Below are 13,543 nucleotides of genomic sequence, written 5' to 3' on the forward strand. Positions count from 1 at the left end.
ATCGCCAGGGGCTTTACCCTAAAACGCCGCAACCACTGGTTGCGGCGTTTTTCTTTGCGCGCGGGAAACTTACTACCACCGGCCACTTCGCCCGAGTTACTTCCGTGGTTCCAGTTACTTCGGGAGTTAATTCCCGCGCGGAGTTAATCGACTACCGCCGCGCATGGCGATTCCTGCGGATCCGATGAATCCTTGAATGGCGCTTCCGTCGAATCCTTGAACGCTCCCGCTCGCTCCGGTTCCCGCCGATCGACGTCTTGACACCGAACCGTGCCGAATCCGGCCATGTACAAAAAGAAACCAGCCAGTTCAGCGCCGCGGCGGCATGTCGCCGCCAAGTCCGGGTACACTCGCCCCGCTGCCGCCTGGGGCGCCAGCTTGCCGGCCGCATCGTCCCGACGGGACGGGCCGCGCCACCGATCGTTGCCGCGCATTGACGGCATCGATCGTTAAGTCGGAAAAGGAGAGTCGTCGAATGAAGTTCACCACCACAGGCAAGGTCCGCCGCTAAGTCGGCGCTTGCGGTCTCCGGGTCGTCCCGGGCCGCCCTTGGCAGACCGTTCACCGCTCCCGGGCGCTTTGGCCCTGGATCGCACGCGCGCGTCCGCCGCCTCACTCCCGATCCGTTGCCTCGCGCCGATGCGGCGCTTGTTCGCTCGCGTGCGTTGCTCGTCCCGTGCGGCTTTCGGCCGCGACTTCGGACGATGCGCGCGCCCGGGAGTCGTTCCTAAGTTCAAAAGGCACTACGCCATGAAAATTTTCAATTGGTTCGAATCGTTGATCGATCCGTTCCGGCCCGCGCCGGAGGCGATGCCTCCGCGTTCGGTCGCGCGGTTCTATTGGCACTTCATAAGACAGGCCTGGCCGATCTTCGTGATGCTGACCGTGGTCGGTTTCTTCGTCGCGATCGTCGAAGTGGTGATGTTCGACTACCTCGGCAAGGTCGTGGACCTGGTCAACACCACGCCGGCGGCGCAGTTGTTCGTGCAGCACGGCGACGAGTTGCTGTGGATGGCGGCGGTGATGTTGATCGTGCGTCCGCTGTGCCTGGGCCTGCACGATCTGCTGCTCAACCAGACCGTGCACCCCAGCATGACCAACCTGGTGCGCTGGCAAACCCACCGCTACATGCTCCGGCAGAGTCTGAGCTTCTTCCAGAACGATTTCGCCGGCCGCGTGGCCAACCGGATCATGCAGACCGGCCCGTCGCTGCGCGAATCCACCACGCAGACCTTCGACGCGCTGTGGTACGTGATCGTGTATTCGGCTTCGGCGATCTATCTGTTCGCCCAGGCCGATGTATGGCTGGCGGCGCCGCTGGCGGTGTGGATCGTGATCTACATCGGCTTGCTGTTCTACTTCGTGCCGAGGGTGAAGCTGCGCTCGTGGCGCGCATCGGACGCGCGTTCGAAGTTGATGGGACGCATCGTCGATGGCTACACCAATATCGCCACGCTCAAGCTGTTCGCGCATTCGCGGCGTGAAGAGGAGTACGTGGCCGAGGCGATGATCGAGCAGACCCAGCGCTCGCGCGACATGACCCGCATGACCACGATGATGGGCATCAGCATCACCACGCTCAACGGTTTGTTGATCGTCGGCACCTGCGGCCTGGCCCTGTGGCTGTGGCATCAGGGCTCGATCAGCGTCGGCGCGATCGCGCTGGCGACCGGTCTGGTGATCCGCATCCACAACATGTCCGGCTGGATCATGTGGACGGTGAATGGGATCTTCGAGGACATCGGCACGGTCCAGGACGGCATCGAGACGATTTCGCGGCCGTTGACGGTGGTCGATCGCGAACAGGCGAAACCGTTGCAGGTCGATGAGGGCAGCGTGCGTTTCGAGAACGTGCACTTCCACTACGGGCAGGACAGCGGGCTCATCGCCGATCTGGATCTGGCGGTGAAACCGGGCGAAAAGATCGGCCTGGTGGGTCCGTCGGGCGCGGGCAAATCGACCCTGATGAACATCCTGCTGCGTCTGTACGACCTGGAAGGCGGGCGCATCCTCATCGACGGCCAGGACATCGCCGGCGTGACTCAGGAAAGCCTCCGTTCGCAGATCGGCGTGGTCACGCAGGACACCTCGCTGTTGCACCGTTCGATCCGCGACAACCTGCTGTACGGCCGTCCGGACGCGAGCGACGAGGAGATGTTCGAAGCCGCACGCAAGGCGCGGGCGGCCGAGTTCATCCCGCGTCTGGTCGACGGCGAAGGCCGCGAGGGCTACGAGGCCCTGGTCGGCGAGCGCGGCGTGAAGTTGTCCGGCGGGCAGCGTCAGCGCGTGGCGATCGCGCGCGTGTTGTTGAAGAACGCGCCGATCCTGATCCTGGACGAAGCGACCTCGGCGCTGGATTCCGAAGCCGAGGCGGCGATCCAGGAAAGCCTGGAAACGTTGATGGAAGGCAAGACGGTGATCGCGATCGCGCACCGGCTATCGACGATCGCGCGCATGGACCGGTTGGTGGTCATGGACAAGGGCCACATCATCGAAACCGGAACGCACGAAGAGCTGATCGCGCGCGAAGGTTTGTATGCGCGGTTGTGGAAGCGGCAGACCGGGGGCTTCGTGGCGGTGGATGCGTAACCTGGGGCGCCCTCACCCCAACCCCTCTCCCGCTTTGCGGGAGAGGGGCTCTACGCCTTGATTTCAAGGGTTTTCTTAGAACAACGAGCCGGTGGTGCCGACGCCGCCTTCGTCGTCGGAAGTGCGGCGTTTGCGTACCCAACCGCCGACACCGGACGGCTGATGGGCGGGCGCCGCGGGTGCGGGCTTGGGCGAGCCGGCGCTGCGTTCACGCGCCTGCCGATGCGCGGTCTCCGCCATCGCCTTGAACTGGCGCTCGCGCTGCAGCCACAGCTCGTCCATGCTCGGATCGGCCACCAGCGTCGCCGCGCCCAGATCGGCTTCGCTGGCTTCGTCGGGAATGTGCTGGAACGGAATGCGCATCGGCGCGGCGCCGTGCACCAGCGCGTCCTGCATCGCGCCGAAGTACAGGCGGTTGTTGCCGTAGCGTTGATTGACCTGATCGAGCACGCGGGTGAGCGCCTGATTGCGCTGGCGCTCGGGAAACAACGAGGCGGTGTCGGCAGCGCAAGGTTGCAGATCGATCAGCGACACCGCCACCGACAGCGGCGGATACCGTTTCACCTTCCAGCGGCCATTGCCTGCGGCGCGCATCAGCGGTTCGATCGCTTCGGCCATCAGTTGCAGCAAGGTCGGCGTGTCGTCGAGCGGGGCGAAGGACAGATCGCGGCTGAAGCGCTGCTCCTTGCCGACGAACCGGATGTGAATGCTCAGGCCGCGCGCCTTGCACTGTTCCATGCGCAAACGCATCGCCGCCTTGGCCAGCAGCTTGAACAACACCGAGCGCATGCCCGCGGCGCTGCGCAACTGCGGATCGAGCACATGCGAATGGCCGACCGAGGCGACCGCCTTGCGTTGACGCGACGGCGGCTCGATGCCGCGCAATTGCGCCCAGAAGCGCTCGCCTTCGATGCCGCCCCAGATCGCGCGCAGATGTTCGCGCGGCGCGGCGGTGAGTTGTTCGACGGTCTCGATGCCGGCGTCGATCAGGCGTTGCAGCATCGACGGGCCGACCCCGCACAGATCCTGCAAGCCCATGCCATGCAGCGCGGTGGGCAGATCGGCGAGTTCGACCACGGTCAGGCCATCGACCTTCTCGATGTCCGACGCGGTCTTGGCGAGGAACGTATTCGGCGCGATGCCGATCGAGCAGCGGATCGCCGGGCTCAGGCCGCGATCGATCAGCGTCTGCTTGATCTTGTGCGCGATCGCCACGGCGTTGTCGCGCTGGCGCTCGCGGCCGATCAGGCGGCAGGCGACTTCGTCGATCGACAGCGGCTTGCCGTCGATCGGGATGCAGTCCTGGATCGCGGCGATGAGCTGATGGTGCAGTTCGACGTAACGCGCCGGCCGCGCCTGCACGATGGTGATATCGGGGCAACGCTCCAGCGCCTCGTGCACCGGCGTGCCGGTCTTGACGCCGTGCAGCTTGGCTTCGCGGCTGGCGGCGATGCAGCAGGTGGTCGCCGCCATCACCGGCACCACGCCGACCGGACGCCCTCGCAAGGCCTCATGGTCGAACTGCTCGACCGAGGCGAAGTACGAGTTGAAGTCGACGAACAGGCAGCGCAGGGTCACGGCGGTGGGTCGCGTAGGGGAATTCAGTATCGCTCTGTATGCGGGGTGGCGCATTCGCTGGCCGGATTCAGCTTCGGCGGCGGCGATCGCATGGGGTGAGATCGCATTTTGGATCAAGTGGTTAGCGGAATTCGCGGGCTTGGGGCGTAGTGCGCCGCGTCGCTGCGAAATGGAGTTGCGACTGAGCGGGCGGGTACATGCTCGCGGCTTACGCCGCTCCCACAGCCGGGAGCGGCGCAAACGCGAGGTCGCTATTGGGCGCGGTCCATGGCTTGGTAGATTTGGGCCAACGAGTGGGTCTTGCCGCCGGCGGCGGCGAGAGCGGCGAGTGCGATTTCGGCGTCGAAGCCGCGTCGAGATGCCAGGCGGTGGATCAGCGCCGTCGCTTCGCTGCGCAGCAACTCGCGCACGTCGATGCGGGCGAAGCAGCGTCCGGGCCGTACCAGCGCGTCGTCGAGATCGCCGACGTTGGGCAGGTTGGTGGAGAAGATGATTTTACGACCCTGTCCGCGCACCACGCCGTCGGCGATGGCGAGGAAACGATGCAGGTGTTCGTTGCCTTGCGCGCGCGGGCGCAGCAGATGATCGGCATCTTCCACGACGAAGGCGTGGTCGTCGCCGGTGATGAACTTGACGTAGATCGCGTCGCACTCCAAGGCTTTCTTGTCGCCGGTGTACAAGGCCTGTGCGCTGCCGCCGTTGCGGCGCGACATCTCGCCGAGGATGGCGCGGATCAGCCGGGTCTTGCCGGTGCCGGGGCGCCCCTGCAGCACCAGCACGGTTTCTTTCGCGCGCAGGTAGCGATCGATGAAGCCGGCGACATCGCCGATTTCGGGATAAGCCTCGTCGTGCAATTCGTCGTCGGCCAGTTCTTCGATGCTGGTGCTCTGCAGCTCGCCGCGGCCGCCGAGAAAATGCCAGTCGATCGAGAACATCGCTTCGTCGATGCGCACTTGCGCGACTCGCGTCTCGATCGCCTGGATCAGGCCTTCGACGCGCGCGACCGAATCGGCCCAAATGCCGAAATGGAAGGAGCAGTAATCGGCTTTGTGCCCGGCATGGGCTTCGACGAACAGGCCTTCGCCGTCGAGGATGAGGCTGCGACTGCCGGGGCGTTGCCCGGTCAGGTCGAGGTTGGCGGCGAGATCGTCGAACACCGCGTTGATGCCGGTGCGTGCGGCGAAGCGCAGCGAGCGGTGGATCGGGTAGCGGGCGATGCCGCGTTCGAGCGCATCGGCCAGACGCGCATTGAGGATCAGGGCAGGCAGGTCGTAGATCTGCTGGCTCAGTGAAGCGGGGTAACGCTGGGTGTCGGTACTCACGATGATGTGGGCGATTCGCCCGGGTTGTCGCCGCGGCTACGGTCGCCACGGCAGAAAACGGTTGCTGAGCACGGCCGCAGCAGCGGCCGTGCTCGTCGCGCGGTGAAGCTTACAGCACCAGCGGCGGCTCGCCGCCGACGATGACGATGTCGGCGCGGCGGCGCGCGAACAGGCCGACGCTGACCACGCCGGGGATCTGGTTGATCGCCGATTCCATCGCCACCGGATCGGTGATGGCCAGGTTGTGGATGTCGAGGATGACGTTACCGTTGTCGGTGACCACGCCGGCGCCGTTGGCGTCCTGGCGCCACACCGGCTGGCCGCGGGTCATGGCGAGGATTTCGCGCGCGACCATGCTGCGCGCCATCGGCACCACTTCCACCGGCAGCGGGAACTTGCCGAGCACGTCCACGCGCTTGGCTGGATCGACGATGCACACGAACTTGGCGCTGGCCTCGGCGATGATCTTCTCGCGGGTGAGCGCGGCGCCGCCGCCCTTGATCAGGTGCTTGCGCGGATCGCATTCGTCGGCGCCGTCCACGTACAGCGACAGCGGGCCGGTGGAATTGAGGTCCAGCACTTCGATGCCCAGCGCCTTCAACCGCGCGGTGCTTTGCTCGGAACTGGACACCGCGCCCTTGATGCGTTCCTTGACCCGGCCCAGCGCCTCGATGAAGAACGCGACGGTGGAACCGGTGCCTACGCCGACGATCATGCCGTCTTCGATGTAGTCGATGGCTTTTTCGCCGGCCAGGCGTTTGGCTTCAGTCATTTTGAGGTCGGGAATCGGGAATGGGGAATTGGGAATCGGTAAAAGCCAGAGGCGTGAATTTGCGCGGAGATCGGATGGTAGCGGGACGCTTTGACGATTCCCGATTTCCCATTCCCGATTCCCGGCACCATCACTCCATCGACAACAACAACTTCCACTGCGCCGCCGACACCGGCAGCACCGACAGGCGGTTGCCGCGGCGGGTCAGGGCGAAGTCTTCGCCGAGTTCCTCGGCGCGGGCCTTGATCTCGTCCAGCGAAACGGTGCGCTTGAACTTGCGCTCGAACGCCACGTCCACCAACAGCCAACGGGGGTCTTCGCGGGTGCTCTTGGGGTCGTAGTAATCGGATTTCGGATCGAACTGGGTCGGGTCCGGATAGGCTTCGGCGGCGATGGTGGCCAGTCCGACGATGCCGGGCACGGCGGTGTTGGAGTGGTAGAACAGCACGCCGTCGCCGGCTTTCATGCCGTCGCGCATGTAGTTGCGCGCCTGGTAGTTGCGCACGCCGTTCCACGGCTCGGTGCGCACGCGCTCCAGGTCGTCGATGGAGAAGGCGTCGGGTTCGGATTTCATCAGCCAATAGCGGCGGCGTGCAGTCATACGGGGCGGCTCAGTTCGGATGCGGCGGGGGCGGCATCGGGGGAAGGTCAAACGTACAGCGCGGAGCGGCAATCCAGGATGCCGGCTTCGGTGCATACCGCGTCCAGGGCGACGTCCCAGTCGGCGGCTTCGATTTGCTCGACGCGCTGCGCCTGGTAGCCGGCGCCAGCCAGCCAGGGTGGCGCCGGGCTGCGCTGGCGGAAGGCGAGGCTGCGATCGTACCAGCCGCCGCCCATGCCCAGCCGGTGGCCGCGGGCGTCGAATCCCACCAGCGGCAGGACGATCAGGCTCAGCTGCTCTGGCAGAAGCAAGGAGGTTTCAGCCAACGAAGGCTCCGGAATCCCGAACCGATTGGGCACCAGCGCATCGCCCGGCCGCCACGGCGCGAAGCGCAGTTGCTGATCTTCGTGCAGCACCGGCAGGCAGTAGATGCAGTCCTTGGGCAGGCGCAATTGCCAGGCGTGCAGGGCGATTTCCCCGTCCATCGCCCAGTAACCGGCGACGTAGCCCGATTGCGGCGCGAACGGCAGGGCGAGCAGGTTCGCAGCCAGCGCCTCGGCGCCGCTGATGCGCACCGCGGCGGGGAGATTGCGTCGTTGTGCGCGCAATGCGCGGCGCAGCGTCGAACGGTCGTCCGTCATGCGATCGGGGGATCCTGGCGGGGGCGCGTAAAGCGCGGGCATACGGAAACGGGCGCGGAATCACCTGTGGTGATCTCGCGCCCGTTCCGGGATTAGTAGTCCTCCGCCAATGGCGATGCTTGCGAAACGACCTTGAACCCAGGGTTCAAGTGGGAACGCTTGGAGGCCTTCGGGCTTCCCGCTGCGAGGCGGACTTGCACTCCAGGCTTCCGGCGCGCCCCCGGTGTCGTCATTAAGGGACAAGGCGAATGTTTGCGCACGCCGTCGCGCACAGCAGAGGACGTGCGCGCAGTATAGCGCGCGAGCGCGCTCAGGCGAATCCGCTCGTCGGCGATGCTGCGTTGCGGTTCACGCACTTGATTGCGCGAGCGCGGATGAACGGGGACTTGCGTGACGTGGGTCGCGCGGCGTCGCAATGGCGCGGACGAAGCGCTGACAGGGCGCGGTGTTCGCCGCCGCGCCGAGAGCCGCGCCGCGTCAGCGGATCGCGGCGTCGAACAGGCTGTCGAGCTTGCGATGCAGTTCGTCGAGCGTGCGCGAGATTTCGCGGTCGCGGTTGTCGCCGTCGCCGCGCAGTTGCTGCAGTTCGTGGGCGAAATTCAGCGCCGCCAGCACGGCGACGCGGTCGAGCGCGGCCATGCGGTTGCTGCCGCGGATTTCGCGCATCTTGCTGTCGAGCATGCGCGCGGCGGCGAGCAGGTCGTCGCGTTCGTTGGGCTCGCAGCCCACGGTGTATTCGCGGTCGAGCAGGCGGATGCTGACGGCTTCGCTCGTCGTACTCATACAGGCAGGCCCATGGGCGAGTTCGGGGGTACTGGCTTCACGTGTGCTGTTCCAGCGACTTCAAGCGCGCGATCATCGCTTCCACGCGAGTGCGCGCTTGTTCGTTCTTGGCCAGCAGGGCGGAGCGTTCGCCGACCAGTTGTTCCTGTTGCTGGCGCAGGCTGCGGTTCTCTTCGCTGAGCTTGCGCACGCGTTCGCCGAGTTCATCGACGCGGCTGAGCACGGATTGCAGTTCGGCGATGAGTTCGGCGCGGTCCATCCCGGCACGATGGCAGGCCGGGGCGGGGGCGGTCAAGGCGGACGGCGGGGCCGGCCGGGTCTGGGCCGGCGGTGAGCCCGGGGGGCGTTCAGGCAGCCGGGCGACCGGTCTAATCCGTGCGCGATCGTATCCATGGCGGCGCCCGGGACTGCCGCCGCGGACCGCCCCGGCGGGCCAGTATTTTCGAATCCCGAATCCCGAATCCCGAATCCGGCCCTACAGCGCCGCGCGCACGCTCTCCGGCGGCCGCCACTGCTGGATGAACGCCAGGCAGTCGTCGGCCTCCAGCGGCTTGGCCAGCCAGTAGCCCTGGATTTCGTCGCAATGGTGGGCGCGCAGGAATTCCATCTGCTCTTCCAGCTCCACGCCCTCGGCGACCACGTTCAGGCCCAGCGAATGCGCCATGGTGATCACGGTGCTGGTGATCGCGGCATCGTCCGGGTCGCGGGTCAGGTCGCCGATGAATTCCTTGTCGATCTTCAAAGTGTTGATCGGCAGGCGCTTGAGGTAGGCCAGCGAGGAATACCCGGTGCCGAAGTCGTCCACCGCCAGCGCCACGCCCAGTTCGCGCAGCGCCTGCATGGTGTTGGAGGTGTGCGCAGCGTTGGACATCACCACGCTTTCGGTCAGTTCCAGCTCCAGCCGCCACGGCGGGATCGCGCTTTCGCTCAGGGCGCGCGCGACCATCTTCGGCAGATCGCCGCGCAGCAGCTGGATCGCCGAGACATTGACCGAAATCGACAGCTGGTCAAGGCCCTGCAGGCGCCACAGGCGCAGGCGGTTGCAGGCCTCGCGCATCGCCCACTCGCCGATTTCCAGGATCAGCCCGCTTTCTTCCGCCAGCGGGATGAACTGGGTCGGCGGGATGTTGCCGTACTCCGCGCTCTGCCAGCGCAGCAGCGCTTCCACGCCGGTGATGCGCGCTTCGGGCAGCGACAGGCGCGGCTGGAACACCAACCGCAGTTCGTTGCGGTCGAGCACCTTGCGCAGCGCGGCGGAGATGGTCGCGCGCTGGCGGATCTCGATGTCCATCGCCTCGGTGTAGCGCATGAAGGTGCGCCGGCCGGCGGCCTTGGCCTGGTACATCGCGGTGTCGGCGTGCTTGAGCAGGTCGGTCGGCACCTGGGCGTGATCGGGATAGATGCTGATGCCGATCGACGGCGAGATGGCGACGTCGTGGCGCTGGTCGAAATCCAGCGGCGCTTCGAAGGCCTTGATCAGGCGGCGGGCGACGTCCTCGGCCTGCTCGGGCGTGTCGAGGTTTTCCAGGACCACGGTGAATTCGTCGCCGCCCAGGCGGGCGACGGTGTGCTCGGCGCCGACGGTTTCCTGCAGGCGCACGGCGGCGGCGCGCAGGATGCGGTCGCCGGCGGCGTGGCCGAGCGAATCGTTGATGTCCTTGAAGCGGTCCAGATCCAGGAACAGCAGCGCGATGCGGTGGCCGTGGCGGCGCGCGCGCACGATCGCCCGCGACAGCCGCTCCGACAGCAGCGTGCGGTTGGGCAGGCTGGTCAGGGTGTCGTAGTTGGCCAGATAGCGCAGTTCCTGCTCGGCGCGCTTCTGGTCGGTGATGTCGGTGAGCACGGCGACGTAGTGGCCGCGCTGGCCGCTGCTGTCGAGGACGATGGAGGCCTGCAGCCAGCACAGGAATTCGTTGCCGTCCTTGCGCTGCTGCCAGATCTCGCCCGACCAGCGGCCGCTGCGCTGCAACTCGTCGCGCATGTCCGAATAGAACTCCGGATCGTGCTGGCGGCTGTCGAGCAGGCCGGTGGTCTGGCCGATCACTTCGTTCTCGGGGTAACCGGTCATGCGCGAGAACGCGGGATTGATCGAGACGAAGACGAAGTCGCGATCGAACACGGCCACCGCTTCGGCCATCGAGCGCAGCACTTCGCTGGAGATGCGCCGCTCGCGCTCGGCGCTGCGCACCGCGGTGACGTCGCGGCCGGTGCCGGCCACGCGCACCGGATGGCCTTCGCCGTCGCGTTCGACCACCCGGCCGCGTGCGCGCACCCAGCCCCAGTCGCCGCGCGGCGTGCGCATGCGGTGCTCGGACAGGAACAGCGCGGCGTCGCCCTTGAGATGCTTGCGCAGCAGCTCGGTGACGCGCGGCAGGTCGTCGGGATGGATTTCGTGATCGTCCGCGATGTCGGCCTGCACGCCGATTTCCGGCGACTGCGCGTTGTGATCGTCCACGCGCATGCGGTGCAGCTCGCGCCGTTGCAGGTCGTAGTCCCAGAACTGTTCGCCCGAGGCCCACAGCGCCAGCTTCAGACGTTCTTCGCGTTCGCGGATCTGGGTGAAGTAGCCGCGTTCGCGCTGGCGCGCGCGATGCCAGCGCCAGCCGAAGCTCAGCAGCAGCGCCAACGCCGCCAGGGCCGCGGCGGTGATCGCCAGCGGATGCCGCCACAGCGGCGGATCGACGCTGACTGTGATGCGCAGTTCCTGGGTGTTCCACACGCCGTCGCGATTGGTGGACTGGGCGCGGAACAGATAGTGCCCCGGCGGCAGGCGGGTGTAGGTGATGTCCTGGCGCGGGCCGTTGTCGATCCAATCGCGGTCGAACCCGTCCATGCGATAGCGATAACGGATGCCGGTGTTGGGGCCGAAATCCAGCGCGCCGATGCGCAGGCGCAGGATGCCGGCGCCGTCGGGTATTTCCAGCCGCGAGGACTGCCACAGCGCGCTGGAACCGGCGCTGGTGTCCGAGCCGATCCAGGCGCCGAGCAGACGCACCGGCGGGGTGTAGCGCGAATCGATGATGCGGTTGGGATCGAACAGGTTCAGCCCGCGCACGCCGCCGAAGGCGAGCCGGCCGTCGGCCAGCGTGGCGACCGCGCCGGCGTTGAATTCCAGATCCTGCAGGCCGTCGGCCAGGCCGTAGCGGCGCACCAGCGAGGCGCCGGTGTCGAAGCGCAGGATGCCGGCGTCGGTGCCCAGCCACAGCCGTCCGGCCGGGCGCTCGGCGATGGAGAACACCACCGGCACCGGATGATCGCCCAGCACTTCGGCCAGCGGATGCTCGAAGCGGATGCGGCCGTCGCCGAATTCGACCACCCGGCTCAGGCCGGCCTGGGTGCCGACCCAGATCGCGCCGTCGGCGGACTGGTGCACCGCGCGCACGAAATTGCCCGGCAGGCTGTCGGCTTCGTCGGTGACGTGGCGGTAGTGGCGCAGGTAACCGGTGTTGGGATCGAGCAGGTCCAGGCCGTCGCCGGTGCCGAACCAGACCCGGCCCTTGCGGTCTTCCAGGATCGCGTTGACGCGCGGATGGCTCAGGCCCTTGGGATCGCCCTCGCGGTAGGCGTAGCGCACCAGCACGCCGGATTCGGGCAGATAGTGCAGGGCGCCGACGTCGTCGCCGCCCAGCCACAGGCTGCCGTCGCGGGCGAAGATCAGCGAACGTAGCGCGGCGTCGCGATAACCGCGCAGATCGACGTTCTCGATGCGCTGGGTGCCCGGCTCCAGGCGCAGCAGGCCGGCGCCGGTGGCCAGCCACAGCCGGCCCGGCGAGGGCTTGATCAGCGGCTTGGCGTCGCCGGCTTGCGGCGCGGGCGCGTTGTCGATCTGCGGTTCGCGCGCGATCGCGGTAATCCGGCGCACGTCGGTGCCGGCCGGGAGCATCGCGCTCATGTCCTGGAAGTGATCGCCGGACAAGTCGTAGCGGCGCAGGTGGGCGTTGTCGGTGCCGATCCAGATCGCGCCGCTGTCGTCCTGGGCCAGGCTGCGCACGCTGGCATCGGACGCCGCGCCGGCGCCGGTGCTGAGGCCGGTGGCGCGGTTGTCGTCCAGGTCCAGCACGTAGCTGAAACGGGTGCCGCGCGGATCGGCCACCGCGACGCCGCGGTACTGGCCGCCGGCCCACAGCAGGCCGCCGTGATCGACCATCAGCGTGTCGATGGTGTCCTCGGGCAAGGTCGCATCGACCCCGGACTGCGCATGCACGCGCTGACTGTGGCCGCTGTCGGGATCGTGCCGGTACAGGCCGTTGCCGTAACCGGCGATCCAGATCCGCCGGTCCGGCGCTTCCACGATGGCGCGCGCATCGCGCAGCGCCGACAGGGCTTCGTCCTCGACCTTGATCAACACGCCGGTGCCGCCGTCGAGCCGGTACAGGCCCTCGGCGGCGCCGGCCCAGAGCCGGCCGCGGTGGTCGATCATCACGCTGCGCAGCGCGATCGGCGCGCCGATGCGGTCGATCCGGCCGTTGCCGGCGATCCGGTGCAGGCCGGCGGCGCTGGCGAACCAGGCGCTGCCGTCGCGGCCTTGCGCCAGCCCCTGCCAGGGCGATTGCCGGCTGGGTTCGCCGGGCACCGCCAGGATCAGCTCGCGCGCGCCGGTCTGCGGGTCCAGCCGTTCCAGCCCGGCCAGAGTGCCGATCAGCAGTTGATCGCGCCACGGCATCAGCGACACCACCTGGCGACCGGCCTGCGAATCGGGCGGGCCGTAGCGGTGGATGCTGCCGCTGGCCAGATCCAGCCGCGCCAGGTATTCCGAATGGGTGCCGATCCACAGCGCACGCTGACCGTCCAGGGCCAGCGCGGTGACGTAGCTGTCGGGCAGGCTGGCCGGATCGCGCGGATCGTGGCGGTACGGCACGTAGCGCTGGCCGTCGTAGCGATGCAGGCCGCCCTGGGTGCCGACCCAGACGAAGCCGTGCGCGTCCTGAGTGAAAGCGGTGACCGAGTTCTGGCTGAGCCCGAGCTCGCTGCCCAGGCGCGAGAAGTAGAAGTCGCGCGTCGCCGCCGCCGCACGCTGCGGCCACGCCGCGGCCCAGCACAGCGAGGCGAGCAGTCCGGCAGTCAGCAGACGGGCGAAGGACGAGTGACGCACGGACACCGTGGCGTGAGGCGCAAGAGCCGCAGTGTAGGCAGGCGGTCGTGGCGGCAACAAGCACTGCGACTCATCTTTTTCGGCTATGCGGGAGGATTCGAACGCGGCGACGGTGCGGGATCGGGCGATTTGTGCCGGCGTACTTCGCTGTGCGCATGCGTGTGT

At 67.3% G+C, this 13,543-nt stretch carries 10 protein-coding genes and 1 other RNA gene; 2 read left to right on the top strand and 9 right to left on the bottom strand.

All coding sequences use genetic code 11. The features are described from left to right. Both AB4Y92_RS22380 and AB4Y92_RS22385 read left to right on the top strand, forming a co-directional pair. A partial coding sequence (locus tag AB4Y92_RS22380; protein WP_441821668.1) for a hypothetical protein occupies nucleotides 1–188 on the top strand: 188 nt, incomplete at its 5' end. Between the two features lie 568 nt (nucleotides 189–756). After that, nucleotides 757–2,589: an ABC transporter ATP-binding protein gene (locus AB4Y92_RS22385; protein WP_441821712.1), complete on the top strand. Its 1,833-nt coding sequence runs from the start codon at nucleotides 757–759 to the stop codon at nucleotides 2,587–2,589. 75 nt (nucleotides 2,590–2,664) lie between these two features. On the opposite strand, the gene AB4Y92_RS22390 is transcribed toward AB4Y92_RS22385, so the two are convergent. The 9 genes from AB4Y92_RS22390 to AB4Y92_RS22430 form a co-directional block, all read right to left on the bottom strand. Then, on the bottom strand, nucleotides 2,665–4,167 hold the full coding sequence (locus AB4Y92_RS22390; protein WP_441821669.1) for a DNA polymerase Y family protein: 1,503 nt from the start codon (nucleotides 4,165–4,167) through the stop codon (nucleotides 2,665–2,667). Nucleotides 4,168–4,418: 251 nt separating this feature from the next. Then, the gene (locus tag AB4Y92_RS22395; protein ID WP_441821670.1) at nucleotides 4,419–5,489 is read right to left on the bottom strand and encodes an ATP-binding protein; all 1,071 of its coding nucleotides are present in this window, start codon (nucleotides 5,487–5,489) and stop codon (nucleotides 4,419–4,421) included. Nucleotides 5,490–5,598: 109 nt separating this feature from the next. Continuing rightward, entirely contained in the window at nucleotides 5,599–6,261 is a 663-nt protein-coding gene (gene rpiA, locus AB4Y92_RS22400) for a ribose-5-phosphate isomerase RpiA (RefSeq protein ID WP_441821671.1), read from the bottom strand. Nucleotides 6,262–6,391: 130 nt separating this feature from the next. Then, nucleotides 6,392–6,862: an EVE domain-containing protein gene (locus AB4Y92_RS22405; protein WP_441821672.1), complete on the bottom strand. Its 471-nt coding sequence runs from the start codon at nucleotides 6,860–6,862 to the stop codon at nucleotides 6,392–6,394. Nucleotides 6,863–6,909: 47 nt separating this feature from the next. Further along, nucleotides 6,910–7,503, bottom strand: coding sequence for a 5-formyltetrahydrofolate cyclo-ligase (locus AB4Y92_RS22410; RefSeq protein ID WP_441821673.1), 594 nt, complete (start codon nucleotides 7,501–7,503; stop codon nucleotides 6,910–6,912). Nucleotides 7,504–7,599: 96 nt separating this feature from the next. Continuing rightward, nucleotides 7,600–7,786: non-coding RNA, 6S RNA (ssrS, locus tag AB4Y92_RS22415), on the bottom strand. Nucleotides 7,787–7,980: 194 nt separating this feature from the next. Beyond that, a complete protein-coding gene (locus tag AB4Y92_RS22420; protein WP_057941728.1) occupies nucleotides 7,981–8,286 on the bottom strand; it encodes a cell division protein ZapA in 306 nt (101 codons plus the stop codon). A gap of 37 nt (nucleotides 8,287–8,323) precedes the next feature. Then, nucleotides 8,324–8,545: a TIGR02449 family protein gene (locus AB4Y92_RS22425; protein WP_057941729.1), complete on the bottom strand. Its 222-nt coding sequence runs from the start codon at nucleotides 8,543–8,545 to the stop codon at nucleotides 8,324–8,326. Nucleotides 8,546–8,761: 216 nt separating this feature from the next. Further along, nucleotides 8,762–13,378, bottom strand: coding sequence for an EAL domain-containing protein (locus AB4Y92_RS22430; protein WP_441821674.1), 4,617 nt, complete (start codon nucleotides 13,376–13,378; stop codon nucleotides 8,762–8,764). Between the last annotated feature and the right edge of the window lie 165 nt (nucleotides 13,379–13,543).

The organism is Lysobacter sp. TAB13 (assembly GCF_052113885.1).
GTDB lineage: Bacteria > Pseudomonadota > Gammaproteobacteria > Xanthomonadales > Xanthomonadaceae > Lysobacter > Lysobacter gummosus.